The sequence below is a fragment of the Paraplanobispora siamensis genome (assembly GCF_016863175.1).
Classification (GTDB): Bacteria; Actinomycetota; Actinomycetes; order Streptosporangiales; family Streptosporangiaceae; genus Planobispora; species Planobispora siamensis.
The window spans coordinates 133852-157139 of the sequence record NZ_BOOJ01000023.1; the positions used below are offsets into that span (position 1 = coordinate 133852).

The 23288-nt window shown below is 71.3% G+C and carries 42 protein-coding genes; all 42 read right to left on the reverse strand.

From position 1 onward, the window contains the following. Positions 1–6: 6 nt before the first annotated feature. Positions 7–432: a hypothetical protein gene (locus tag Psi01_RS12825; protein ID WP_204064197.1), complete on the reverse strand. Its 426-nt coding sequence runs from the start codon at positions 430–432 to the stop codon at positions 7–9. An 18-nt stretch (positions 433–450) separates the two neighbouring features. Further along, complete coding sequence (locus tag Psi01_RS12830) at positions 451–1839, reverse strand: phage major capsid protein (protein ID WP_204064198.1); 1389 nt, start codon at positions 1837–1839, stop codon at positions 451–453. Between the two features lie 128 nt (positions 1840–1967). Beyond that, positions 1968–2684, reverse strand: coding sequence for an HK97 family phage prohead protease (locus Psi01_RS12835; RefSeq protein WP_204064199.1), 717 nt, complete (start codon positions 2682–2684; stop codon positions 1968–1970). Between the two features lie 2 nt (positions 2685–2686). Continuing rightward, positions 2687–3868, reverse strand: a complete 1182-nt coding sequence (locus Psi01_RS12840) for a phage portal protein (RefSeq protein ID WP_204064200.1) — start codon at positions 3866–3868, stop codon at positions 2687–2689. Beyond that, positions 3865–4074 carry a hypothetical protein gene (locus tag Psi01_RS12845; RefSeq protein ID WP_068925012.1) on the reverse strand — a complete coding sequence of 70 codons (210 nt, stop codon included), beginning with the start codon at positions 4072–4074 and terminating at the stop codon, positions 3865–3867. Before Psi01_RS12845 ends, Psi01_RS12840 begins: the two co-directional genes overlap by 4 nt. Before the next feature lie 14 nt (positions 4075–4088). Next, complete coding sequence (locus Psi01_RS12850; protein ID WP_204064201.1) at positions 4089–5594, reverse strand: terminase large subunit domain-containing protein; 1506 nt, start codon at positions 5592–5594, stop codon at positions 4089–4091. 217 nt (positions 5595–5811) lie between these two features. Continuing rightward, positions 5812–6297, reverse strand: a complete 486-nt coding sequence (locus Psi01_RS12855) for an HNH endonuclease (protein WP_204064202.1) — start codon at positions 6295–6297, stop codon at positions 5812–5814. Between the two features lie 454 nt (positions 6298–6751). Next, positions 6752–7033, reverse strand: coding sequence for an HNH endonuclease (locus Psi01_RS12860; protein ID WP_204064203.1), 282 nt, complete (start codon positions 7031–7033; stop codon positions 6752–6754). 300 nt (positions 7034–7333) lie between these two features. Beyond that, complete coding sequence (locus tag Psi01_RS12865) at positions 7334–7609, reverse strand: hypothetical protein (RefSeq protein WP_204064204.1); 276 nt, start codon at positions 7607–7609, stop codon at positions 7334–7336. Continuing rightward, positions 7609–7839: a hypothetical protein gene (locus tag Psi01_RS12870; RefSeq protein ID WP_204064205.1), complete on the reverse strand. Its 231-nt coding sequence runs from the start codon at positions 7837–7839 to the stop codon at positions 7609–7611. The genes Psi01_RS12865 and Psi01_RS12870 overlap by 1 nt, the downstream gene beginning before the upstream one ends. Then, on the reverse strand, positions 7827–8000 hold the full coding sequence (locus Psi01_RS12875) for a hypothetical protein (RefSeq protein WP_204064206.1): 174 nt from the start codon (positions 7998–8000) through the stop codon (positions 7827–7829). Before Psi01_RS12875 ends, Psi01_RS12870 begins: the two co-directional genes overlap by 13 nt. Further along, positions 7997–8239 (reverse strand): hypothetical protein, encoded by a 243-nt coding sequence (locus tag Psi01_RS12880; protein WP_204064207.1) that lies wholly within the window; start codon positions 8237–8239, stop codon positions 7997–7999. The genes Psi01_RS12875 and Psi01_RS12880 overlap by 4 nt, the downstream gene beginning before the upstream one ends. Positions 8240–8559: 320 nt before the next feature. Beyond that, on the reverse strand, positions 8560–8934 hold the full coding sequence (locus Psi01_RS12885) for a helix-turn-helix domain-containing protein (RefSeq protein WP_204064208.1): 375 nt from the start codon (positions 8932–8934) through the stop codon (positions 8560–8562). Then, entirely contained in the window at positions 8931–9200 is a 270-nt protein-coding gene (locus tag Psi01_RS12890) for a hypothetical protein (protein ID WP_204064209.1), read from the reverse strand. The genes Psi01_RS12885 and Psi01_RS12890 overlap by 4 nt, the downstream gene beginning before the upstream one ends. After that, entirely contained in the window at positions 9197–9541 is a 345-nt protein-coding gene (locus Psi01_RS12895; protein WP_204064210.1) for a hypothetical protein, read from the reverse strand. The genes Psi01_RS12890 and Psi01_RS12895 overlap by 4 nt, the downstream gene beginning before the upstream one ends. Further along, positions 9525–9806: a hypothetical protein gene (locus tag Psi01_RS12900; protein WP_204064211.1), complete on the reverse strand. Its 282-nt coding sequence runs from the start codon at positions 9804–9806 to the stop codon at positions 9525–9527. Before Psi01_RS12900 ends, Psi01_RS12895 begins: the two co-directional genes overlap by 17 nt. A gap of 2 nt (positions 9807–9808) precedes the next feature. After that, the gene (locus Psi01_RS12905; RefSeq protein ID WP_204064212.1) at positions 9809–10708 is read right to left on the reverse strand and encodes a hypothetical protein; all 900 of its coding nucleotides are present in this window, start codon (positions 10706–10708) and stop codon (positions 9809–9811) included. Then, positions 10705–11292 carry a hypothetical protein gene (locus Psi01_RS12910; RefSeq protein WP_204064213.1) on the reverse strand — a complete coding sequence of 196 codons (588 nt, stop codon included), beginning with the start codon at positions 11290–11292 and terminating at the stop codon, positions 10705–10707. Before Psi01_RS12910 ends, Psi01_RS12905 begins: the two co-directional genes overlap by 4 nt. Before the next feature lie 29 nt (positions 11293–11321). Further along, positions 11322–11579 (reverse strand): hypothetical protein, encoded by a 258-nt coding sequence (locus Psi01_RS12915; protein ID WP_204064214.1) that lies wholly within the window; start codon positions 11577–11579, stop codon positions 11322–11324. 113 nt (positions 11580–11692) lie between these two features. Beyond that, complete coding sequence (locus Psi01_RS12920) at positions 11693–11956, reverse strand: hypothetical protein (RefSeq protein ID WP_204064215.1); 264 nt, start codon at positions 11954–11956, stop codon at positions 11693–11695. Then, entirely contained in the window at positions 11953–12168 is a 216-nt protein-coding gene (locus Psi01_RS12925; RefSeq protein WP_204064216.1) for a hypothetical protein, read from the reverse strand. Before Psi01_RS12925 ends, Psi01_RS12920 begins: the two co-directional genes overlap by 4 nt. Next, complete coding sequence (locus Psi01_RS12930) at positions 12161–12367, reverse strand: hypothetical protein (RefSeq protein ID WP_204064217.1); 207 nt, start codon at positions 12365–12367, stop codon at positions 12161–12163. The genes Psi01_RS12925 and Psi01_RS12930 overlap by 8 nt, the downstream gene beginning before the upstream one ends. Next, the gene (locus Psi01_RS12935) at positions 12360–12647 is read right to left on the reverse strand and encodes a hypothetical protein (protein ID WP_204064218.1); all 288 of its coding nucleotides are present in this window, start codon (positions 12645–12647) and stop codon (positions 12360–12362) included. Before Psi01_RS12935 ends, Psi01_RS12930 begins: the two co-directional genes overlap by 8 nt. Then, positions 12640–12942 carry a hypothetical protein gene (locus Psi01_RS12940; protein ID WP_204064219.1) on the reverse strand — a complete coding sequence of 101 codons (303 nt, stop codon included), beginning with the start codon at positions 12940–12942 and terminating at the stop codon, positions 12640–12642. Before Psi01_RS12940 ends, Psi01_RS12935 begins: the two co-directional genes overlap by 8 nt. An 8-nt stretch (positions 12943–12950) precedes the next feature. After that, complete coding sequence (locus Psi01_RS44555) at positions 12951–13454, reverse strand: J domain-containing protein (protein ID WP_373872487.1); 504 nt, start codon at positions 13452–13454, stop codon at positions 12951–12953. Positions 13455–13495: 41 nt separating this feature from the next. After that, positions 13496–13711 (reverse strand): hypothetical protein, encoded by a 216-nt coding sequence (locus Psi01_RS12950; protein WP_204064220.1) that lies wholly within the window; start codon positions 13709–13711, stop codon positions 13496–13498. Next, positions 13708–14007 (reverse strand): hypothetical protein, encoded by a 300-nt coding sequence (locus Psi01_RS12955; RefSeq protein WP_204064221.1) that lies wholly within the window; start codon positions 14005–14007, stop codon positions 13708–13710. Before Psi01_RS12955 ends, Psi01_RS12950 begins: the two co-directional genes overlap by 4 nt. Continuing rightward, the gene (locus Psi01_RS12960) at positions 14007–15155 is read right to left on the reverse strand and encodes a MarR family transcriptional regulator (RefSeq protein ID WP_204064222.1); all 1149 of its coding nucleotides are present in this window, start codon (positions 15153–15155) and stop codon (positions 14007–14009) included. The genes Psi01_RS12955 and Psi01_RS12960 overlap by 1 nt, the downstream gene beginning before the upstream one ends. Before the next feature lie 21 nt (positions 15156–15176). Next, the gene (locus tag Psi01_RS12965; RefSeq protein ID WP_204064223.1) at positions 15177–15455 is read right to left on the reverse strand and encodes a hypothetical protein; all 279 of its coding nucleotides are present in this window, start codon (positions 15453–15455) and stop codon (positions 15177–15179) included. Then, a complete protein-coding gene (locus Psi01_RS12970) occupies positions 15452–16693 on the reverse strand; it encodes a DNA-methyltransferase (RefSeq protein ID WP_204064224.1) in 1242 nt (413 codons plus the stop codon). The genes Psi01_RS12965 and Psi01_RS12970 overlap by 4 nt, the downstream gene beginning before the upstream one ends. Then, entirely contained in the window at positions 16690–17289 is a 600-nt protein-coding gene (locus Psi01_RS12975) for a WhiB family transcriptional regulator (protein WP_204064225.1), read from the reverse strand. Before Psi01_RS12975 ends, Psi01_RS12970 begins: the two co-directional genes overlap by 4 nt. Further along, the gene (locus tag Psi01_RS12980; protein WP_204064226.1) at positions 17286–17441 is read right to left on the reverse strand and encodes a hypothetical protein; all 156 of its coding nucleotides are present in this window, start codon (positions 17439–17441) and stop codon (positions 17286–17288) included. The genes Psi01_RS12975 and Psi01_RS12980 overlap by 4 nt, the downstream gene beginning before the upstream one ends. Further along, complete coding sequence (locus Psi01_RS12985) at positions 17441–18541, reverse strand: DUF5131 family protein (RefSeq protein WP_204064227.1); 1101 nt, start codon at positions 18539–18541, stop codon at positions 17441–17443. Before Psi01_RS12985 ends, Psi01_RS12980 begins: the two co-directional genes overlap by 1 nt. After that, positions 18541–18711, reverse strand: a complete 171-nt coding sequence (locus Psi01_RS12990) for a hypothetical protein (RefSeq protein ID WP_204064228.1) — start codon at positions 18709–18711, stop codon at positions 18541–18543. The genes Psi01_RS12985 and Psi01_RS12990 overlap by 1 nt, the downstream gene beginning before the upstream one ends. Next, a complete protein-coding gene (locus tag Psi01_RS12995; protein ID WP_204064229.1) occupies positions 18711–19499 on the reverse strand; it encodes a hypothetical protein in 789 nt (262 codons plus the stop codon). The genes Psi01_RS12990 and Psi01_RS12995 overlap by 1 nt, the downstream gene beginning before the upstream one ends. Continuing rightward, positions 19496–20044, reverse strand: coding sequence for a hypothetical protein (locus Psi01_RS13000; RefSeq protein ID WP_204064230.1), 549 nt, complete (start codon positions 20042–20044; stop codon positions 19496–19498). The genes Psi01_RS12995 and Psi01_RS13000 overlap by 4 nt, the downstream gene beginning before the upstream one ends. Positions 20045–20075: 31 nt before the next feature. Beyond that, entirely contained in the window at positions 20076–20513 is a 438-nt protein-coding gene (locus Psi01_RS13005) for a hypothetical protein (RefSeq protein WP_204064231.1), read from the reverse strand. Next, the gene (locus tag Psi01_RS13010) at positions 20510–20761 is read right to left on the reverse strand and encodes a hypothetical protein (protein WP_204064232.1); all 252 of its coding nucleotides are present in this window, start codon (positions 20759–20761) and stop codon (positions 20510–20512) included. Before Psi01_RS13010 ends, Psi01_RS13005 begins: the two co-directional genes overlap by 4 nt. Positions 20762–20816: 55 nt before the next feature. After that, entirely contained in the window at positions 20817–21071 is a 255-nt protein-coding gene (locus Psi01_RS13015; RefSeq protein ID WP_204064233.1) for a hypothetical protein, read from the reverse strand. Next, positions 21071–21853, reverse strand: a complete 783-nt coding sequence (locus Psi01_RS13020) for an ERF family protein (protein ID WP_204064234.1) — start codon at positions 21851–21853, stop codon at positions 21071–21073. Before Psi01_RS13020 ends, Psi01_RS13015 begins: the two co-directional genes overlap by 1 nt. Next, positions 21850–22863 (reverse strand): YqaJ viral recombinase family nuclease, encoded by a 1014-nt coding sequence (locus tag Psi01_RS13025; protein WP_204064235.1) that lies wholly within the window; start codon positions 22861–22863, stop codon positions 21850–21852. Before Psi01_RS13025 ends, Psi01_RS13020 begins: the two co-directional genes overlap by 4 nt. Further along, positions 22860–23282 (reverse strand): hypothetical protein, encoded by a 423-nt coding sequence (locus Psi01_RS13030; RefSeq protein ID WP_204064236.1) that lies wholly within the window; start codon positions 23280–23282, stop codon positions 22860–22862. The genes Psi01_RS13025 and Psi01_RS13030 overlap by 4 nt, the downstream gene beginning before the upstream one ends. Positions 23283–23288 lie beyond the last annotated feature (6 nt).

A 23288-nucleotide genomic window follows, 5' to 3' on the forward strand; every position in this document is an offset into this window, starting at 1 on the left:
CGCCTCCTACTTCCCGGTGTCCTTGGCCGTGCGGGAGGCCGAGGTCCTGCGGGTCGTCGTTCGCGACTGCGCGGTGTCCTCGCCGGCCTCGCCGACCTTCTCCTCGAGCTTGTCCTCGACGAACGCGGTCAGCTTCTCCTCGGCCTCGGCCGTGGTGACGCCGTCGTAGTTCTCGGCGCGCTCGACCGCCTTGTCCCTCTCGGCCTGCGGGTCCGGTCCCGGGGTCGCCAGCGGCGCACCGTGAACCGTGCTGCCGGCGGCGGCACGGTCGGCCGCCGCGCGCCGGTTGTCGGCCAGCTGCTTCTCGGACTGCGGAGTGCCGTCGGGGTGGACATAGCCCTCCTCGCCCGGCCGCGGCCAGTCGGAACGGCCCTGCTGCTCGACGGCCTTCTCCGGGGTCGGCTGCGTGTCGTCGACCTTCTCGTCAGGCATGCTGAGCTCCTTTCAAGATCAGAATGTCGGGGTTGCCAGACCAGTGCCCGAAATGACCGAAATGCTCTTGGCGTACCTGCTCGCGTGGATCGCGGCGTAGTTGTAGAACCGAAGCAGCACGCTGAGCTGGGCGGCGAGAGGCTCGCGGAACGCCTCGGCGCGCGGCGTGCCCTCGAACAGGATTACGTCGTCCGTACGGGCGATGATGATCCGGTCCTCGTTGGTTCCGGCCCCCAGATTCGACGGAATGTTGGGGTCGACGAAGACCGGCAGGCCCTGAAGCGACCCGACAAACCCCTCGCTGTTGACGTCGCCGACGGCGGCGATCACGTTTTGCGGAGCGTTGGCCGCGGGCGTGACCAGCGGGCGGCCCGCCGTGTCGAGGGCGGCCAGCAGCATCGCCCAGCGCCTGGGGTGCATGAAGATCGCCGTGGGCGGCATGTAACGCCCGGTGTGGATCTGCTGGATCGCGTCCGCGATCTTGCCGTACAGCTCGCCCGCCGTCGGCGAGGCGTCGGTGTAGGTGACCGCGTTCAGGCCCGAGACGTTGAGCAGGCCGACCTTGTTGGCGGCGTTGTTGCTGATGACGAACGTGTCGAGCTTGATCGCGTAGTCGGCCGCGAGGTCCTGCAGCAGCACCTCGTCGATGTTGATCGGCGACTGCTCGATCAGCTGGAGGCTCACCACCTGCTGACCGCCGATGGTGGCGACCGCGGCCGTCACCGAGCTGGTCGTCGCGTCCGTGTTCTGCAGGGCCGTGTTCTGGGTGCTCTGCTCCGCGACGGCGGTCCCGGTAGCCAGGCGCGGCAGGTTGATCGAGTCGGTACCGGGCGGCAGGGCCATCTGCCGGACCCGGTTGGCGACGATCCGGCTGGGGCGGGCCAGGCGGATGTAATCGTTGATCATCCACAGCGGCGGCACCCACTCGCCGCCGGCGCCGTCGGTCGTGCTGAGTGCACGCTTCTCCATCGCGGCGGCGACCTCGCGGTCGTTGCGCGCGAGGCGCTCGATGGCGTCCCGGGAGCCGTGCAGCTGAGCACGCACGAGGTCCCGGAAGTAGGAGGTCTGGCCGCCCTTGCGGTAGGTCTCCGGTTCACCGGTGACGCTCACGCTGGCGGTCTGCCGCTCGCGCTGCTCGCCGGTCTGGCCGTACTGCACCGCGAGCTCGGCGGCGCGAGCTTCGCGGCGCTCGTCCTCCTCCAGCTCGGCGATGCGCTTCTGCCGCTCCTCGATCTCGGCGTCCTTCGCCTTGATCGCCTCGCGCTTCTCGGTGAACGCCGCAGTCTCTTCGTCGCTCAGGTCACGCTGCTCGGCCCGGGGCGCCGTCAGCACGGCGTCCAGCTCGGTCTTCAGCGCGGCCCTCTCCTCCAGCAGCTTGGCCAGCTGCTGGCGCAGGAACTCCAGCACGGAGTCCCTCCTTTCGGTAGATGGGTCGTGCCGTCGTCCGTCCGGGTGGTGGCCCAGGTGGTGGCGGTCTGCGGGCATGCCGCAGAGCGCTCCGGCGTGGGCTCCGGCGCGTCAGGGGTCAGGCGGAATCAGCCGAGGAGTGCGGCCTCGGCCTCGTACAGCGACAGCGGGTTCCGCGGTCGCCGGGTCTCAGGGGCGGCCGAGCCCGCCGGGGGCTCGACCGCCGCAGCGGGAGCCGGGTCGCCGAGGCGCCGCTGCAGGCGGCTCAGGAGCGCCCGGGCGGGCTCCTCGTCCATGCGGTCGAGGTCCAGGCCGCGCAGGGCGAGCTTCTCCACGCTGGTCGCCGGGTTGGCCCCGAAGTTCACGACGCTGACGTCCCCCCTGTTCAGGGAGACCTCGGTGATGTCGCGCTGGTCGTAGTCGGGGTTCCAGGTCTGCCGGATCACGCGGAACGCGAAGCTCATCTCGTCGACGTCGCCGTCCTCCAGCGCGGTGAGCATGTCACGCACGTCCCCGCGGGCCGGGTTCACCTCGGCCTCCATGTGCAGGCCGTGCTCGTCCTCGGCCAGGCGCAGCGTCCCGGAACGGGTGTAGGCCATGGACAGGCCCTCGTGGTTGAGCAGCAGCTGCACCTGGGGGGACTCGCCGAGGGTCTTGGCGAACGCGCCGGCCCGCACGATCTCGGTGTACGGGCCGTACCAGTCCCACATCTCGTACGGCTCCTCCGTCACGGAGGCGTAGCCGGTCACGAGGGTCTTGCCGCCGGCCTGAGCGCGCACTTCCAGTTGCACCGGGTAGGCGCGGCGCTCCGGGCCCTTGATGTTCGCGCGCTCGGCGAGGTTCATCTCTACTCCTGGGTGTCCGTGGACGCCCCGCTGGCCGGCGGGATGTCGGTGAACTGCGTGATCTGCTCGGGGGTGAGCGGCGGCCGGTCCTCCAGCTCGCGCGCCTCATCGGGGGTGCCGAAACGGTTTCGGATCATCAGCTGATAGGCCCGGTAGCGGGTCAGCAGATCCGTGCGCAGCAGGGCGTTCCTGTTGACCTTCGCGTACTGCGGGCGGGGCAACAGCTCGGTGAACAGCCGCTCGATCCGGGTCAGCCACGGGTCCAGCGCGTAGATCAACAACTGCAGATTCCTGTGCTCCAGGTTCTGGTACGTCATCGCCGAGCCCGTCTCGTATCCCAAGATCTCGGCCAGGCCCGCGCCGAAGATCCGGCAGCACTCGGCGGAGGTGAACCCGTTGGTCTCCAAGAACTGCGACTCTCCGGGCGCGATCTGGATGGCGTTGTACTGCCAGCCCTGGCCCAGGACGACCGGCTCGCGGCGGCCCTGGATCGCCGCCAGGAACCGCTCTTTCGCGGTGGCCGCCTGCCCCTGGTCGAGGTTCTTGTCCGAGCTGAGGATCCCGGTCGGGTGCGCGCCCTCGCTGAACCACTGCTCGCCGAACCGCAGGGCCGCGATGCCGACGCCGATCGTCAGCGCGTGGTGCGCGATCGGACTCATGCCCTTGATCCGGCCGGGCACCGGATACACCCGGCGGTGCCAGATCTGCCCCTGGTCGACCTCCTGGCCCAGAATCCGGTAGCGCGCCTTACCGTCTTTCGCGTCCCGCCAGACCGCGACCTCATCCGGATGCTGCAGCACGATCTGCGTCGGCGTCCCCAGCCGCGAATCCCGATCGCCGACCAGGGCGTAGACGTTGCCGCGCAGCAGCCAGGAGAACATCAGCTGCCAGATCCAGTCCTCCAGGCCGTTGCCGTCTCCGGCCGGGTCGTTCATCCATCGGGGCTTGGGCCGCTCGCGCTTGTCCGACCCGGTGCCGGTGTAGACGTCGATCGGCAGCATCGACGAGGTGCCGGCGAGCAGCGCCACCGAGGCCCAGACGGCGACCTTCTGCAGGGACGCCTCGGCGGTCGACAGATCGACCCGGGCGAATGAGGAGCCGAGCGCCGAATTCGGCGGGATCGGCGGCTCGGTCGCCCATGAGCGCCGCTCGGTCGGCCGGGGCGCGCCGAAGATCAGGCTCACCGCTCATCCCTTCGGTCCACCCGCGTCATCTCCCAGGCCCTGTCCGCCAGCAGCAGCGCCCCCGCAGCGATGAAGCCCGCCGGCGGCCACGCCAGCCACGCCCCGTACGCCACCAGGCCCAGACCCAGCAGGCCGGGCAGCGCCTGCAGCAGGGCGCGCACCGCGCTGCCGGCCGGGCCCGCGAGGCGGACAGCGAGACGAGACACCCAGCCCCCTCCCGTCACCAGATGTTGTCCATCGGGTCGCTCGTGTCGGCCAGGTGCGCCCGGGTCGCGTGCCCCCACCGGGCCAGGGTCACGGCGACCAGCGGGCTGATGTCGGTGCTCACGCCGCGCCGGGCCCATGCCCACGCGTCGCCGAGCGTCCGCTTCGCCGCTCCGGCGAGGGCGGCAGTGAGTGGTGCCTGATCCAGGTGTCGAAGCGTCGCCGCGTTGCCCTCCCGGGGGACGACGGCGTCGTAGAACGCGCCGCACGCCTGGCCGTAGTCCCGCGCGCTGGGCTTGACCACCTCGAGGCCTGCCGCTTCCAGCTCGGCAATGAGCGATCCGGCCGGGCCGCCGCCGTCGACCACCAGCGCGCACGGCTGCCAGCGCTGCACCAGATCGCGCACTCGGGCCACCATCCATCCGGTGCCCGGACGATGGTCGACCACCTCGACGTGCTCGCGGCCGTCAGCGCGCCGGCCCGCCACGCCGATCGCGCCCCAGCTGCGATCGGGGGTGACATCCAGGGCGAACGCCACAGGGTCGACTGGCTGCGAAGCCGGGTCGGCCAGAGCCATCCAGGCGTCCTCCTCGATGACTGCCCAGCCGTCGCCTTCGGACGGGTAGTCGCCGACTCCGAGCCGCTCTCGGGTGAAGCCCTTCTCGCCCATGCTCCCGAGCTCCCGCGCGACGTGCTCCTCGGAGATGCGAATCCCCAACGCCGGATTCGCCTTCGCCCAGCTGGCCGGATCGTCGATGTCGTCGTGATCCGTACAGGCGATGACGCCGCGCTCGTCCCGGGGGCACCGGTCGGAGTGCGGTTCGATGCTCCATTCGGCGTAGAACAGCGACCGGTCCCGGCCCTTGATGCCGCGCCGCCGCACCCGCGCCAGCTGGTCACATGGTGCGATGTCCTTGTCCGGAGCACTGGAGGCATACCAGAGCTGCGGATTCGGGCGGGCGGACATCGTGGGCATGAGCGCGTCCACCGAGGCGTCCGGGAGGTTGTACGCCTCATCGAGGATCACGCAGTCGCCGGAGAAGCCTCGGCCGGAACCGGTCGAGCGGGCCACGAACCGCAGCCGGGCGCCACTGCGCAGCTCGACGCCCTCCTCGCCGTGCGAGGTGCGGACCCGCATCACCCGCCGGTCCAGGTCCGGCGTGTTCTGGATCAGGCCCAGTACTCGACGGAAGGCCTCCTGCGCCGTCTTGAACTCGTGGGCAGAGTGCAGGATCAGCTCCTCGCCGAACAGGAACAGGCCGGCGAGCTCGCGCGCCTCCAGAATCGACCCCTTGCCGTTCTGGCGAGACACGATGACGCCGACCTCGAACGCGCTCCAGCGGCCGTCTGAGCGCTCGCCAAGGGCCCCGTCCAGGATGAACGCCTGCCAGGGATCAAGGATCAGCCCGGCGCTTTCGGCCAGTTCCACCGCTTCGGCCCCCGCGCTGCTCACCCGAGGCGGCAGGCTCAGAATCCGCGGCCGTTGCGCGCCGAGCAGCCCGGCGGGCGGCGAGATCGTCAACGGTGTCCTCCCGCGACTCAGGTACGACCTTCGCGATCTCCGTCAGCACCGATCGCAGCTCCCGGGCGATTGCCGCCGTCGACAGGCCGGCCCCTTCGTCCAACGCCCGCGCGAGGGTGTACGCCGTCTCAGCGAGCGACGGCTGCACCCTCGTCAGCGGCCCCAGCGCCTCGATGTCGGCGCGTGTCTGGCTCTCGACAGGTCCCACGTCACCCCCTCAGCCGATCAGCGCCAGCTGTTGGCCCCCGCGGTCCCGCTTGGCCGAGTTGCAGCCGAAGTGCGCCAGCTGCACGTTCGCCCGGGTGTCGTCGCCGCCGCGGAAGATGGGGATGACATGGTCGATGGTCGGTGCCATCCGGTTTGGCACCTTCAGGCTCATGTTGACTTTCCGGCGGCACAGCTGACATCGGTAGCCGTCTCGGGCTGCGATCTCGGTGAGCGAGTACGGTTCGGAGGGCGCACCGCGCTTGGCCGCGCGGCGCCGCCGGTTCTTGCGCTGCCACTGCTCGCGCTCGCGCTTCGGCTTACATGCGCTGCAGACCACGACGGTTCCCCTTGTGAGGACCTCAGCGCCGCACTCGGCGCACGGGACGGGGCGCGGATCCCACATGCCCACCAGCCACTGCGACCGGATGCCCTTACGTGAGGCGTAGCAGCACTTGATGGAGCAGAACGTCTGATCCGACTTGGAGGGCTCGAACACCCCTCCGCAGTGGGCGCACGCCCGCGAAGGTGCCCCAGTACGGCACCCCGTAGAGCAATAGGTTCGATGCGACCCCCGCTCGACGGGCCCGCCGCACCCCGGGCACGATCGCGCCGGCTTGGCGCCTGCCCGTCGGTCCGCGTTCCTGTGGGCGCGGCGGCACTCGTCGCACCGCAGCCGCGGGCGCCCGCGCCCGGCTCGTCGACGCCCTTCGGTTCCGCAGTCCACGCAAGCGAACGGCAACCATTCGTTGTCCATGTGACTCTCCCAGGCATGCGGAAGGCCCTCGCGCCTGGGAGTGCGAGGGCCTTCCTGAACCGCAGTGATCAGCTACGGTCGTTTATCCGGTTTGTCCCGCTCTGGCTCCCCCCCAAGGCGTGGGGAGAGGAAGGGGAGACTGGGGCGCGGGTCTCCCAGCCCCCATGATCAAAAAACGTTTCCGCAGGCCAGAGCCCTACCAGGCGCGCGACGTCTTCGGTCTGACCACGCTCATCCGGTTGCCCTTGCGGGAGTTGCACCCGTAGTGCGCAGCCCTGGCGTTGGCCGGGTTCAGCTCGTCACCGCCTCGGTCGAGCGGCACGACATGGTCCAGGGACCACGACAGCGGGTGCCGGGCAGGCAGGCGCAGGTCGATGCCGTGCCCGCAGATCCAGCACACCCGTCCGGCCGGGCTGTTGCGCAGCTGCTCGCGCAGGGTTCGGTACGGCCGGCCCGTGCGCCCCTTACTCCTCGGCATGGGAGCAGCCGGGGCATGTGCTGTGAGTACCAGCGACCATGGGCTCTCCGCTCCCCACGATGAAGTAGACGTCCACCTCGACAGCGGACGGCAGCGCACAGCGCTCACACCACAGCCCGGTTCTCGGAGTCCCGAGGCCGAAGAACTGGATGGGGAGCTTGGTCGCCATGTCTTCCCTCTGTGGTCTGGTGCGGCCCGGCCTGTGACCCGAGGGGGCCGGGCCGCACGGCTCGACACGGCATCACGGGGGCGAGCTGCCGCGGAGCCAGCGCGCTCACCGTCGATGAGCGCGCGTCTGGGTCAGCTCCGGTCGAGGAGCTGGTCGAGCTTGGCCTCGATCCGCTCGAGGTCCTCGGCGTCGGCCCGGAACATGACGTGCTTGGCGCCGAGCAGCAGTGCGGCCTGGACGACGAGCTGGAGGAACTCTGACTGCCAGTTCTCCAGGGTGGACGCCCAGAACTCCGACCAGCCCTGGTCGGCGATGACGGGCTGCATGGCGATGGCCTGGCCGATCCATGACCCGACGAACAGGGCGGCGATGAGGTAGACGGCGCCCCACCGTCGCAGGTGCCGCATCACGTCCTCCGCTCGCCTTGTCCGTGGCGCAGGCCTCGGCGTACACGCTCGGCCATCGCCAGAGCCATCTCCGCCAGGCCTGCGCCGATGCCGAGGATGGCCAGCGGGTTGCCGACGAGGACGAGCGCCTCCGTGGTGAAGCCGAGCTCCGGTCCGATCAGCATGAGCGCGAGCAGGGCCACGGCCACGCTGATCCGGATCTGGCGCAGGCGTCGCCTTAGATGAACCATCCGCGCTGCCTCACCCTCCGCAGCTCCTCACGGAAGGCGGCCTCGATGCGCTCCTCCGTGCCGGGCGGCGGGGGCGAGATATTCAGGACGATCCTGGGCGGCGGGTCGAGCCGGTTGGCCAGGTCCCGCAGCCAGGCAGCCAGCATCCGCTTCACGGTCATCCCGACACCGGAGTGTCGTCAGCCTCGGCCCGGCCGTCGGCGTACGGGTCGACGATCTCCACCGTCTCCTGGGTCACGAACAGCCCCTGCGCGCCGATCTGTGTGGCGAACGTCGTCAGCCTGGCAAGGTTGTGGTCGACCTCGGCCGCGGTGCCGGCCTGGTCGACGATGAGGGCGAACGGCTCCTGCACGTCCTCGCCGACGACGACGGAGGGCAGGTTCAGGACCTGAATGCGCATGTGATCTCCATGGGGGTGTTCGGGGGGTTGATGCGGTCCGGTCCCAGACCCCCCGGCCGGGACCGGACCGCGGCTCGACGGAGGCCACCGCTGTCTCCGGAGCGAGCGCACCCGATGGGCACGGGTGCGCGTTCATGGAGGAGGGCGACGGGTGCATCTCCCGCCGCCCTCGCCTCATCCCTCAGCCACCCGACCGCCATCGGGAGGATTGACGCCGGACATGGATAAGGCCCGCGCTCGGCGGGCCTTCGTGTCTTAGCTGATCACAAGGGTGCGTCACAGTAGGTGTGCGAGTCAAGCAGGTGACGGGTGGTGCGCGCTCACGTGTCGTCGAGCTCGATCGCGGCGCCCGTCAGCACGAACCCCGCCGCGCGCAACACTCGGGCAATGGTCGCGCCGTCCACGTCGGGCACCTCCTGGCGGACGAGCCTGGCGAACGAATCGGCCACCTCAGAGAGCTGCACCCGGGTCGACGGCACAGCGAGGCCAGCGAGCGCGAGGGCTTCGTCGGCGTCGATGTCCAGCGCGCGGGCGACCGCCAGGACGGCGGCCGGCCGCGGGCGGGAGACGGCGAGTCGCGTGTAGGTGTTGCGGCCGACGCCGGCCTGCCTGATGACGTCGCTCTTGGACATGCCGCGTCGGGTGCGTTCCTGCTCGGCGCGGCGATAGAAGGCGGCGGCGGGTGATGTGGTCACATCGGCCTCACTTCGGCGTCGGGTGCGAGCTCCAGGCTGGCGGCGGCGAGGAAGTCGGTGAGGCTGATGTCGCCGTCCCAGCTGGGTTCGCCGAACTCGATGAGCGGCGGTTCGTCGGTCCAGGTGTCGGTGTCCGGGTCGGGCTGTGCTTCGACGGTGCCGACGCCGGATCGGTAGCGCAGGTACAGGTACTGGCCGGTGTCGGTCCAGGCGTCCCACTGTGACGGGCAGGCCGAGCAGGTCTCGATGACCTTGACGAGCCTCACAGTCGCCCCTCCTCGGATGTCTCGGGGGTGGCTGAGCACGGTGTGCTGCCGAGGTGCGCGACGGGCAGGCGGCAGTACGTGTACGGGTCATAGGGCGGCAGCAGAACCCCGCACATGCCGGGCGGCGAGGCGACCGGCGAATGCGGTCCGGCATGCCCTTCGGGCTCGCGACACCAGCGCGCTTCGTCGCGCGGATCGACGGCGCCACACTCGCCGGGCCGGGCGTCATCGTGCAGACGGTCGCCGAGGACGATGTAGGCGAGGACCTCGGAGGCGGTCATGCCGTATGGGCGGCCGGCCTGCTCGGCGTACAGGGCGAGGAGATCATCCATCACGAACATCCCTCCACACCTCGCCGCCGTGCTTACGGTCCCTGCCGAGTGCCTCGTCCCAGGTCATGGCGAATTGGAAGTATGCCCGGCGTGGTTCGTCGGCGGCCACGTGCTCAAGGGCGCGGCGGGCGTCCTGGCGGGCCCTCTCGGCTGCCTGCTCGGCGAACCACTCGACGACTTCGTCTTCGGTGGCATCCCACACGATGATCGTGTCGGTGACCGACGAGAAGACGGCGAAGTGCCCGTCGGGCTGCTTGATGATCTGGTAGCCCATCTCTATGAAGCCTTCTCCTTGGTGGCGGCGTGCTGGCGGACGCGTTCGATGACGTCACCCACGCGGTACAGCGGGTGCGGGTCGGCGCCGGCGTTGAGCGGGGCGGAATGCCCGCGGATGGTGAGGCGGCCCCGCCCACCCCAGGTGCGCACGGTGGACGGGCTGACGACGTAGCCGAGCGCGGTAGACACCGAGGCAACCCAGGACGCATTGCCGATCATCTCGGACACCTGGTCGAGCATCCACCCGCGCCGCGCGGCCACATCGTAGACGCGGCGCCGGCCGGTGGCATCGACGCACGCGCACGCGACGGTGGCCGCGCCGGGTCGGGCGTACAGGTCGAGGCCGCACGCGTCGCAGGGCCCTGCGTAGATGCGGTCGGCGGCCCGGTCGATCGCGTGCCTCGCCGTCGCGACCGCGACGGCGAGCTCGTCGACGGCTTCCTCGGCGGCCGGGTGGGCGACGAGCCTGGCGACGTGCCGGGCCAGCCAGGCCGCGATGCCCGCGATGCTGTCGTCCGGGGTGCGGCCGAGGTGCACCCACTCGCACGATGGGTGCTCGCACGCTCCGCAGTACGGCCCGATGCCGTCGCCCTCGAGTTCGCGCCACCACCCGACCAGCGCGCTCTTGAGGATGTCCCGGGCCTCGGCGGCGGCCTCGACCCAGGGCAGGGGCGCCCGCCGTACGGCGAGCCCGGTGTGGAGGTCGAGCTCGTCGGCGTCGGCCCGTGCTCCGCTGGCGCCGGTGCGGGCCTGGCGGGTGAGGGTGACGTCGAGCTCGTCGGCGAGGTCGGGTGCGGCGGCCAGGTCCCGGATGAGGCGGGCCTCGCAGGCGCCGCACACGTGCAGGTGGGCGGGCATGAGGCGGTCGCAGTACGGGACGGGGCAGGGCAGGCTGCTCACGGGCAGCTCTCCGTGGTGGGTCGCGAGCGGGCTCCGGTCGGGATCTGTCGCAGATCCCGCATGTGGGCGAGGTTCTCCGGCTTCAGGCCGTAGGCGCGGAATCGTCCGCAGCGAGCGCACGAGCCGTAGCCTTCGTGGTCGGTGATGGGGTCCTCGCACAGGCAGGAGCGGTGGGCGTGGGCGATGGATGAGCAGTCCCGGTGATACAGGCCCATCTCGCCCTGCCACCAGTGGCCACGCCGCCTGTTCCACTGCTGAGAGACGTTGACCGCGTCGCCCTTCCGGTGGCGTCCTCCGCACCATGTGCAGCGGGTGAGCAGGCGACGGCGCAACTCCTGTAGAGGATGGACCTGAATCCTCCAGTGGTGGATATGGAAGCGCCATCCGTGGTGGAACTTCCACTGCCACTTGCCGTCTCGATCCTGGACGCGGCTGTGGTGCTTGCACACCTCGCCGGAGTCGCGGCTACCCGGCTCCCGGTGCCACACGGTGACGAGCGCCGGCCAGTAGCGCCAGCCGTTCTTGTCGCGCTTCTTTGGCCATGGGCGACGGATCTCGAATGCGACAGTTAGCGGATCATGCATGGCCGATTCCTTGTGCTGGTCGGGATGGTTCAGAGTGCGGGCGTGCAGGCGGGACAGAAGTCCGAGTCGGACCGGGCGGGCTGGTCGTTGCAGGAGACGCAGGAGGTCGCGGCCCGCAGCGCCTCGTCCGCAGGCGCGGTGCCGGGCGGGGTCCAGCCGAGCGCGATGAGCGCGTCCCGGGTGTCGTCCGGGATGTACAGCTCGGCCTCCTCCAACTCGATCCGGTCGAGCTCGAGGATGCGCATCTCCAGCTCCATCGCGGGGACCTCGCCCGCGTTCAGCGACATGCGCAGGGAGGCGACGCCGCGGCTGATGTCCTGGCCGTCGACGAGGAGCTGATGGCTGCCGAGGGGGGGTGTTCGGGTTGATGGTGACGCGGTGACAGGTCATGTCGGTTCCTTCACAGGGCAGGGTGGGCGCGGCGGATGCGGACGTCGGCGAGGATCTCGGCGGCGGCCTCGGCGGTGACGTCGACCTCAAGGGCGCAGTTCTCGGTGACGTCGATGAACCGGAGCGCCGTGGGGCCGGGGTCGCTCTGCTGGGCGGCGCGCAGCTGCTGCCAGGTGAGGTCGGCCTGCTGGCTGGTCATGGTGCGGACGATGATGGTGCCGGTGCTGTGGTCGATGACGACGATCTTCCGTATGTCGTCGGTGTCGATGATCACGCTTCTCCTTGGGTGGGCGGGAGGAGCACCGCGGCGGTGCCCCACGGGGTGTCGCGCTGGACGAGGTGGGCGGTCGTGGGGCGCATGCCGTACCGGGCCTCCCAGGCGGGCGCCGCGGCGCTGATGACGGCGGCGAACAACTCGACGTCGATGGGCAGGGGCATCACCAGGAGCTGCCGGTCGTCGACGGCGCCCGCCGAAACCTCAGGCATGGACCCTCCTGAGGCCGCGGAACGGGCGGACCACCTGGCGGCCGTCGGGGAGCTGCACGAGCACGTTGTTCGGCGGGTACGGCCGCAGTCGCAGCAGCGGGGAGACCGGCGTCGGCAGGTGCGTGCGCTTGAGGTACGGGCGGATGAGCACGGTGACGGGCTCGCCGGCGAGCAGGTAGCGGCGCGGAGTCTCAGTCACGGCCAGCCGCCTCGTCGCCCGTCCAGATGGTCAGCTCGGTGTCGTCCGGGATGCCCTCGCGGATCGCTCGCAGGGCGTGGGCAACGGCCTGCTTGGCGGCGGCTACGGCCTCGGCGTACGGCCCCCATCCGGTGCGCGGCCGGTTGCGGTAGGCGCGCAGGACCTGCGTCTTGACGGCGCTGGGGACGAGCGCCCAGTCCTTGCGGCACATGAGCAGGTGCGACGGGACCTGGATGTCGCAGTGGTCGGCGGCGCAGGCGTGCGTGCGGATCTCAGCCATGGTCGCCTCCGTTCAGGGCTCGGGCGAGACCGAGGGCGGTCGTCACATCCCGGCGGTGCCGGGGCGCCAGGAGCTCGTTCCTCCGGGCCTGCTCGGCGGCCTTGGCGAGCACCGCGGCGAGGGGCTCGTGGAGCCGTTCGGGAATATCGCGTGGATAGTTGGCCGAGGGGGTTCCGCAGTGCGTGCATGGGCCGGGCGCCCACAGGGTGCCCTCTGGCGGCTGGACGGGGAACGAGTGCTCGCAGCGCAGCAGGGCGGCGGCGGCCTGGAGCTCGTCAGCGGGAGCGGGTTCCATGGTTCTCCTCATCGGGGTCGGGGTGCGCGGCCGGTCAGGTCGTAGGTCGCGCGGCTGATGGGGTTGGACAGGACGGTGTAGGCGGCGGTGACCTGCTTGAAGCGGTCGCCGCTGGCCGGGTTGACGTCGGGGTGGAGTTCGCGGGCGAGGCGCCGGTACGCCGAGCGGATCTCGGCGGGGGTCGCGGTGGTCGTCACGCCCAGGACGTCGTAGAGGGCCTCCTGCCGCGCCTGTGCGGGCCGTGGAGCCTTTCTCCGGCGTCGGCCCGCCCCTGGGGCCGGTGGGGCGCATGTGGCCGCGTGGGGCTTCATCAGACGCTCGTGAGGCAGAAGCGGCCGCTCGGCCGTCACCGCGCGGGACCGGAGGGTGCCGGCCACGTCCCGGACGACCGCGGTGTTCCCGTCCGGGTCGGGCTCGGCGTTCACGGCCAAGCGCTTACGCGCCTCGGTGAGGGTCCACCGGATGTCGGCGCCGCACCGGGAGCACGGCTTGATGTCGCTGGGGCGGAGCACGGGTCACCTCCTCCGTTCGGCCGGTCTGGCGTTCGGGCGGGTCACGTCGGCCTCCGGTGGATCTCCAGGCCGGAGGCGACGAGCTCGTCGAAGAGGCGGCGGGTGAGGTGGTCGGCGAGGTAGGGGGCCAGGGCGTTGCCGAGGACGTCGTGGATGACTCCGCGGATGAGCGGCTCGGGTTCGGCTGGCGCGGGAGCGCGACGGCAGGTGGGGCACATGCGGGGGTCGGCGGCGTGGCCGTGGGCGCACGGGGTCATCGGGCTCTCCGGGTGGGGGTCATGAAGTGGTCGGCGGCCGCCTGGTCGACGTTGCGGCGCTCGGAGGCGAGCCGGTCGCGGGCTGCGGCGTGGGCGATGAGGGTGTGGGCCCACTCGGTGAGGGCCAGGGCCCAGGCGGTGTGGGCGCGGGTGGTCTCGGTGCCGCTGGGGGCGTAGCGCCGCCGGTCGTCGTAGGCGCGGGCCGCGGAGTTGAGGGTGCGGCGGGCGGCGGCGAGTTCGTCGGCGAGGCGGTCGACGTCGTCTTGGAGGGCGCGGAGGGTCTTGGAGATGTCCATCAGGAGGTCCCGGTGTCGAGGTCGTCGGGGGTGACGCCGAGGTGGTCGAGGGCTGCCTCGAGGGCGGCCTGGTCGTCGTCGGTCCAGGGCCGGTCGGTGGCGCAGCAGAAGCTCCCGCCGGGGTCACGTGCGCAGGTGGCGCAGGCGTGGCCGAGGGCGACGTCGCGGCCGAGACGTGCCAGAGCGGCGCGGAGTTCGGGGATGTGCTGGTGCTCGGCGTAGCGGGCCTCGGTGATGGCCATGGCGGCGTAGTGGGTGATGGCGTCGCGGCCGAGGCCGGCCTCGAGGGCGGTGGCGGTCAGGGCTACCAGGTGCTTGCGCGCCCATCCGGGGGCGTTGCGGTAGCGCTCGATGCCGGCGATGAGGGATCGGGCGGGGAATGAGTGATCTTTCGGTTGCGCCGGAGGCGCCGGGGTCTCGCGCGCGTTACGGTCCGTTAGCTGTCCTTCGGACAGAACCCCGGATGACGAACTCTGAAACGAACTCCGTAACGCACCTACGTACTCCACTCCAACGGTTGGAGTGTTCAACTCCAACCGTTGGAGTTCATTGCTCCAACGGTTGGAGTTGAAATTTCCAACCGTTGGAGTCGAATCCGGTTCAGTGGACTCCAATCGTTGGAGTCCACTGCTGTCCTCGAGGGTGGGCTCCGGCTCCGGATCGGGGTGCAGCTTGCACGGCCCGGAGCCCGGCGTGTCCGTCCCCCATCCGGCCCGGCGCCCGCACGCCTCGCCCTTCTTGGTCAGCCGGCCGCATGTGGCGACGTCCTCCTTGCGGTCGCTGAGGACGTCGGCGGTCGGCCAGGCCAGGCGGTAGACGTTGAAGTGCGTGCTGCGGCGCCGGACGATGATCCAGCCCTGGTGTTCGAGGTCATCCAGGGCTACCGAGACCGTCTGGGGCGAGAGGTTCAGGTCCCGGGCGAGGGACTCCTGGCTGGGGCTGGCCTCCTTGCGGTTCTTGCCGACGGTGTGGACGTACAGTCGCTGGGCGATGTTCAGCCTGGAGGACTCCAGGGTCGTGCTCATGTAGATCAGGAGCACCCACAGCAGCGCGGCGTTGAGGGTGAGCTGGGCCGCGCTGAAGTGCGTCCGGGCCCAGTCGGGAAGGCCGGCCTCATCGATGGCGATGCCGCGCTGCTGCTCGTTCACGGTGCTCCGTCGTGCTTGGGGTTACTCGGTCCGGGGCGGGACGGGTCTTCGCTCGAGCCAGGCCTCGGCGCGCTGTCGGAGGGCGGGGCTGACGGTGCCGTTGCGCATCTCGCGGAACCGGGTCTCGGTGGTGTCCACCTCGATGGCGACCTGCCACCACTTCAGGCCGAGCTGGCGACGGCGGTTGTCGAGCGCGGCGTGCAGTGCGGCGGGGGTCAGCGTGGTGCCGCGGCCGTCCGGCAGTGTCTGGTGACATCCGGTGGCGTCCAGCAGCGTCCGGGAGCGTCCGGTCGGGATCATGACGGCACCTCGCCGAACAGTGAGCCCTGGCTTTCGTGGACAGGCGGAGGCGGTGGTACGTCGAGCGCTCGCGCCCGCTCGCGGGGGTCCGCAGTTCGCCACTGAGCGATGCGGCAGTAGTCCGCGGACCGATCGACGGTAACGCCGCGGCGTCCGAGGGCGGAGGCGACGAGCGCGGTGGTGCCGGTCCCGCCGAACGGATCGACGACCAGGGCCGGCCGGGTGGGCGCGTCCGGGGTGGGGCAGGCGCAGGCATAACCGGTGATGCGCCGCTCTGCCCGTAGGCCGAAGCCGCCGTAAGCGCGATCCGCAGGGTCGCTGAGAGAACGCTGCAAGTGCGTGGCCGATCCTGTTCCGGTGTCGCCGTATCGCATCGGGTCGCCGTCCGCCTTACGCCGCTCCCATGAGTTCTCGCCCACCTGAACCGCAGGTCTGCGACCTTCGCCGCAGGCGGTGCAGATGCCGGGCGGGGACCAGCCGGTGATGATGCGGCGTGGCCACGCGGTGGGGAACGAGGCGAAGTGGTCGACGCCGAGCTCGGCCGGGACCTTCAGCGGTTCGGTGGGGACCTCCCAGACGCTGCCCGGTAGGGAGCCGAGGGGGTTGACGGTGTCGGCCATGGCCCGCCGTCGCTGTCCGGGCGGGGTGGATCGGCGGTTGCCTGGCTTGCGGGTGTAGTCGCTGGCGGGTTCGCGGATCTCGTCGACGGCGGAGTAGTAGCGGGGCAGCTTGGTGAGGTGCACCCAGTCCTCGTGGGAGCGGCGGACGCGGTCGGTAACGGACTCGGGCAGGCCGTTGGGCTTGTCCCAGACGATGACGGCACGGGCGATGAGGCCGAGCTCGTCGACGGCGCCGATGCGGTAGCGCTCGGGCAGCAGGAGCAGGGACTTCTCGGGGAAGTCCTTGGGACGGATGTAGCGAGGGCTGTCGGCCCGCCAGGTGTGGCCGTCGGAGGATCCTCGCCAGGCGCCGCGGGTGCGGTTGGCGTACTTGTCGCCGAGGTTGACGAAGATGCTGCCGGTCGGCTTGAGCACCCGTGCCCACTCGGTGGTGCACTCCAGCAGGGCCGCGATGTAGTCCTGCGGGGTGGGCTCGTTGCCGATCTGGCCGGTGAGCGAGGCCTCGCCGTCGCGGTAGTCGCGCAGGCCCCAGTACGGCGGCGAGGTGACGATGAGGTCCACGCTGGCGTCGGGAAGCGGGAGGTGGCGGGCGTCGCCGCGGAGGACGAAGGCTGTCATGCCAACGACCCCCTTTCTCGAAAGCAGGGCTTGCACCAGACGGCGAGGCGGTCGGGGTTGGCCCGGTTGGCGTAGTAGTCGGTGCGGGCCCGGTCGGTACGGCAGCGCGGGCAGTGCTTGACGTCGGCGGCCGGGGGCTCGGGCGCCGGGGCAGGCTGCTCGATCACGAGCTCCGGCACCGGGGGCACGTCGGGTTCCGGGGCCGGCTCGGGCGCGGCGGGCAGCTGCTCGACGACGGGCGCCGGCTTCGGCCGCGGGGCCCGGGTCCGGTGCGGCGTGCTGCGCCGTTGGGGCCGGGCCTGCGTCTCGAGGTCGTTGTGTATCAGGACCGGCAGCGGGGAGATCCCGAGCTCGCGGCGGACCTCTTCGCGCTCGCCGCGGCTGGTGCCGCCCCAGGTGCCGTAGACGTTGTAGGCGAGGGCGTAGTCCAGGCGCGGCTCTCGGAGCGGGCAGCGCTCACACACGGCTTTGGCTCCGCTTCGGGGCCCGAGCGAGAACCACTCCTCGGCGTCACGGCCACGGCAGGCGGGCCGTCGCTCGCGGGTCACGAGGTCGTCGGGGTGGGGACGCGGGGTGGCGCGCTGCCTGCTGGTCATGACAGTCGCTCCGGGGCGCACCAGTACTGGCACCCGCGGGCCATCGTGCAGGCCAGGCACTGGAGGCAGACCGCGCAGGGCTCGTGCGTGGCGCGCTCCGCCAGCCGTACGGCGTCGACGGACGAGGGCGGGGCGATGGCGGTCTGGTCCATCAGGCACCCCTGACCGACTCGCGGGCGGCGGGGAACTCGTCCCAGGTGCGGCCATCGAGCTCGCGGCCAGCAGCCTTCTTGCCGATGCGCACGGCGATCGTGTCGCGGTCCAGCAGCACGGAGCCCTTGGTCTTCTCGCCGGGGCGCATGGCGCGTGTCTCGCTGGCACGGAACGTGCCGCTCGGCCCAGCAAATCGGATCACTGCTGCTGAGCGTGCTCCTCCTCGCGGGTAGTTGTACGCCCGGCCACCGGCGAATTGCGGGTCGTCCTCAACGAGGGCAGGCAGGTACTCGCCCCACTGCTTGAACAGGAAGGGCACGCCCTCGCCTCGGCACTGGTCACGTAGGGACCGCGCCCAGTCCGGATGCATCGGCCGGGCGCCGGAGCCCGACTCGCCGCCGACGATGACCCAGTCGATGCCGTGGAAGCGATCGCAGCAGCCCCCCGCGTGGACGTAGGACGCGGTGAGGCCGTGGCCGCGTTCGCTGCCCAGGGTCCGAACGGCCAGCTTGAGGTTGATCGGGCCGAGGAGTGGTTCGCAGGACAGGAACCGGACGGCGGCCGGAGTTTCTAGCAAGGCCGGGATGCGGAGATCGGCCCGCTTCTGGTCCTCGACGGACACGCCGAGCCAGACGTTCGGCAGGGGCAGAGGCGGGGTGGAGTCCCCGCCGTCGCGGGAGCCTGCCGAGGTGCCGAGGAGGGACCACGCGTCCGCCACGGCCAGGTCGAAATCCACCGAGTTGAGCAGGGACCTCATGCGTCCGTGCCGCTTGGTGAGTAGCTGGAACGTGTGGTGCGGGGCGGCGGCCATGACGGCGAACACCTGGGCGATGTAGGCGTCCGGGACCTTCTCGTGGAACAGGTCGCTCATGGAGTTGACGAAGATCCGGCGAGGCTTCTTCCACTTCAGCGGCTGGTCCAGCCGCTCGGGGCGGAGCTGGACGTCGAACCCGCGCTCGAAGTGATGACCCTTGGTACCGCGCCAGCGCTCGGCGAACGTCTCGGCGTAGCAGTGATCACAGCCAGAACTGACCGCGGTGCAGCCGGTGACCGGGTTCCACGTGGCATCGGTCCACTCGATGGTGCTCTTGTCGGACATCACGCACCGCCCCGGGCGGTCAGGTGGTGGATGCGGTGGACGGTGCGCTCGCGCTCGGCGAGCCACCTGCTCGACCACGCCCCGCCTCGCCAGGCGCAGTCACCGGTACGGCACACCGGCCGGATACGGCCGCCGTTGGCCATGAGCAGGGCGATGACGATGCGGTCCATCACGCACCCCCGGCGGCGTCAGCCAGGGCGACGGCGTCGAGGGCGGCGGTCTCCTCGCCCTCGTCCTCCTGACGGCGCTCGGCGCGCGGGGCGGGCAGGGAGTCGGCGGCGATCTGCCGCAGGATCTGCACGGTGCCCTCGAGTCCGCCGGCGAGCCGGACCGCGGCGACGTACCCGGGGTAGAGGGCGGCCAGGGCGATGAGCTCCTCGGGCGGCGCGGCCGTGAGGGTGGCGATGAGCTGCCGTGTGAACTCGTCCTCGGGGCGGCGGCCGGCGAGGTCACCTCGGTGGTGCAGGACGTGGGCGGCGATCTCGGGAGTGATGCGCTCGCAGACGTCGCGCTCGGGCGCCTCGAGGCGGGCGATGAGCTCGGTGGCGTCCTCGGGGAACATGCGCAGGCCGCCGATGAGGTGCAAGTGCTGACGGTCGGGGCCGGCGAAGACGTCGACGCGGATGTGGCCGGTGTGGTCGGGGTCGCCCGTGGTGCGGGCGGTCATGACGATCATGCGTGGTGCTCCGTGAGGTGGTGCCGGTGGTTCGCCGGGCCGGTCGTCCGGGGCGGGGCGCTCGTCGGTCGGCTGCGTGGTCGGGATCCAGACGAAGGTGCGCTCCGGGTGCTGGGCGAGCACGTGCTCCTCGGCGAGGGCGGCCAGGAGTTCGTGCGCGCGGCGGCGGTGGGGCCAGCCGCCGAGGACGCCTGCGACGCGGCCGGTGGTCCACTCGCCTCCCTCGCGGCGTACGGCCTCGCGCAGGCGGTCCAGCGCCTCGGTGCAGCGGGCGTCGGTCATCGGATCCCCCACACGATCGATGCGGTGGCGTAGGCGGCCATGCGCAGGCCGGCGATGAGCGGGCCCCCGGGGGCGCCGTCCTTGTCCGGGTAGAAGTGGTGCTCGACCTTGCCGCTGGCGCGCTCGCGCGTCGCGACCCACATCCGGTCGTGGATGTCGACGAGGTGGACTCCGGCGATCTCGACGGCGTCGGGGCGCTCATGGAAGCGGCGCTCGATGCGGTCGCGCGTGAAGCGGGCCGCCTCTTCGGGGGACGGGTCGGCCGGTTCCTTGACGCTGTGCGCCTCGACGATCAGCGCGTAGCCGTACAGGGTGCGTTCGCCGGCCTTGCACTGCTCGGCGGCCTCCTTGCCGGAGGTGCTGGCCATGAGGTGCGGGTAGGCGCTGGGCGGCACGGACGGGTCAATCATGGTCAGGGTGCCGGTGCGCAGCCGCTCGCCGTCCCAGTGCAGGGTGTGGAACTCGTGCGGGATGTCCCAGTCGGTGCGGGTGTCCAGCAGTCTGGCGGCGTAGTCGGCGAGGATGGACTGGTCGATCGGGTTCACGGTCTCTCCAGGTATTCGGGAAGGCGAGGGGTCAGGGGGTGCGGGCCGGGCGGCGGCGCGGGCGCCACAGGCCCCGCCGGCGGCGCAAGCCGTAGCGGATGTGCCAGTCGCCGCAGGCGCAGCGCACGGCGCGCTGGCCGCGGCCGGTGACGGCGGCGCGGGCGGCGGCCTCGCTCTCGTACGGGTCGAGCTGCAGGCGGGGGCAGTCCTCGACGGCCTGCCACTCGGCGTCCGGCCAGATCTCGTCGTGCAGGGCGGCGAGCCAGAAGTCGTAGACGTCGAGCTCGGGGTGAATCTCGGGGTGGCCGGCGGGCATGCGCACCGGGGTGTCGAGGGGGCCAGCCTCCGGGTCAGCGATCTCGGGATCCTGCGACGCGGCGGCGCGCTCCCAGCGGATGTAGATGCCGATGCCGGCCAGGACGATCGCCAGGACGGTGATGACGGCCAGCTCGGTCACGGTGGCCGTCACTGCCCGGCCTCCGGCGCGCGGACGGTCGGCGCGGTCTCGGCACGCTCCAGGCCGGCGATGAGGTCGTCCATCGCGTCGCGCACCGCGCGGGCTCCGGCCAGCTGCAGGTCCAGCTCGACGCCGAAGAGGCTGACGGTGCCGACGGGCGGGCCGTCGGGCCGGTGGTGGATGCCCCGCACCTCGGCGTAGCCGCGCAGGGGCAGGCGGGCGGAGGCGGTGACCGGGGGCGTGTCGATTCCTGGGGTCATGGGATGCTCTTTCCTGGTGCGGCTCCCCGCCGACTTGGCCTCGGCGGGGGGCTTTTTACGGGGTCGGGCGGACGGACGTGGAGTGGCCGGTGATCAGGGCCACCGGCGCGATGTGGGCGCACCCCTCGTAGGGGCAGGAGCACGACCAGCGGCCGGTGCGCAGGAACACGCGGTGGCCGGCGACGAGCGCGTGGACGTACAGCGGGGCGCGGGGCCCGTCGTCGGGGGTGCTGGCTGACAGGACGGTCACGGCGCCGGAGTGCAGGTAGTGCAGGGCGGCGGAGTCCGCGGAGTTCAGAACGAGGGCCATCACGCGCCGCCCGCCGCGCTGCGCTCCTTGCCGATCCGGACGACCATCTGGCCGATCGGCTCGTCGTCGCCGACCTCATTCGTGACCATCGCGCCGAGCTGGCTCGTGGACTTCAGCTCGTGGTGGATCTGCCGGAGACGGGCCGGGCTGGTGCGCGGGTCGGCGATCTCCTCGACGTAGGAGGAGGCGGGCCGGATGTTCGCCTCGCCGCGCTCGATGGTGTTCGCGTCCGGGTCCGGATCGCGAGTCGGCACGAGACCGGCGTGATAGAGCAGGGTCCGCAGCGCCACCGCCTGAGCCTTGGCCGATCCCTTGTCGCCGGAGTCCAGCGACTCGCCGGCGGCCTGCACCTCCAGGTAGTCGCCCTTCGGCCCGTAGATCCGGTAGGTGACCAGGACGGTGCACTCGCGGGTGGCGTTGCCCTTGCTGGTCTTGGTGTCCCGGTAGGACGGCTCGACGCGGTGGGGCAGGACGAGGACGCCGTGCGCGCGGCAGGCGGGGCCGAACACGTTGAGCGCGTCGTCGACGCCCCGGTAGTGGAACCGGGGGCCTTCGGTCGTCTGCTGCCCCTTGGTGATGGCACGGACCTCGCCCATGACGTTGGCCCACGCGACCTGCACGGGTACCTGCTCGGGGCCGCCCTCGGGTACGGGGATGTCGACGTCGGGCAGCGGCTCGACGATCATGGACCCGGGCGACGCCGGGGCGGCGGGCTCGGGCCAGTCGGCCGGCGGCTGGTCGTCGGGGCGGGCCATCTTGGCGGCCTTCTCGGCGAGGGTCATGTCAGGGACTCCGTCAGGCGGTACTCGCGGGCGATGTCGAGGCGGGTGGAGTGGGTCTCGGAGACGCACTCGGCGTAGGCCTCGGGGAACTCCTCGGCGAGGCGGTCCAGGTCCGCGTTCGCCTTGCTGGTCGGCTTGAGGCCGTAGACGTAGTCGTTGCCGAAGGAGGCCATCGCGGCGTCGCCGAGCAGTCGGATCAGCTCGGCTTTCGCGGCCTCCTTCTCCTTCTTGGCGGCCTTCTCGCGCAGCCGGGCGTCCTCGTAGGCGAGCAGCTGCTCGTGGGCGTCGGTCGCGGCCAGGTCGACGGAGCCTTCCCGGTTCGGGTGCAGGCGGTCCCACAGCTCGATGAGCCGCTCGGGATCGCCGGACGGTGCGGGCGGGCGGCCTGCCTGGATGCGGTCCCACATCTGGCCGCAGACCGTTGCGATGTCGGCGATGAGCTGCTCGTTACCCTTGCGGCGGATGACGTTCTGCCGGTAGTCCGATCCGCCGATGAGGACGGCGGTGTGGATGTGGTCGTAGCCGGAGGTGGCGATCTGCCACAGGGTCTGGGCGAGGACGTCATCGGGTACGGCGCGCTTCCACCGGGAGGCGGCCCAGGCGTTGCGGTGCTTGACCTCCAGAGCGCAGCGCTCGCGCACGTCGCGGGACAGCGGGCACTCGGCGACCTGCCGGTCGAGGGTGCACATCATCCACGGGTGCTCGTCGTGGGCGATGAGGCCGACCCGGCGCACCACGCTGCGGTTGCGGCGGGCCCACTCGCGGGCGATGGTCTCCTCGTGGAGGGTGCCCCACAGGGCGGGCTCGCCGAGGTCTTCCTCGGCCAGGGCGCCGGTCTTGTTGTAGAAGACGTGCAGCGGGGTCTTGTAGCCGACCTCCATGACGTCGGGGACGTCGCTGGAGCCGATGCCCCGGCGGCGGGCGGCCAGCCAGTCGGCGCGATCGGCGCTCGCAGGCAGGACGAGGCGGGCGGTCGGCGTGACCCGGCGGCCGGCGGCGACGGCCGTCACCGCGACACCTCGGCGATCAGCCTGCCGACGATGTGGCGGAGGTCGTCGAGGGAGTTACGCGCCTCGAACAGCTCCGCCGCCTGGATACGCGAGATGCCCAGCAGACGCTCAGCGCGCAGCCAGGCGTCGACCACGGTCTTGCCCTCGAGGTCGTAGCTGAGACCGGCGCTGATCTCCTCGGGGGTGGCGATGACCGCGTCGGCGGCGAAATGGCGGAGGGAGAACGCCCACTCACCGTCGGCAAGCTCGACGGCCCAGCCGGCGGCGCACATGCCGCTCTCGCAGCGCCACGTCTGCTGATACCAGGTCTGCGGGTGGGCCTCGATCTGGGCGAGCACCCGCCGCAGCAGGGGGACGTTGATCTGGGGCTGTGCCAGGGCCTCGGCGGGGCGGTCGGTCTCGTAGGTGGAGGTCGTCATGTCCGG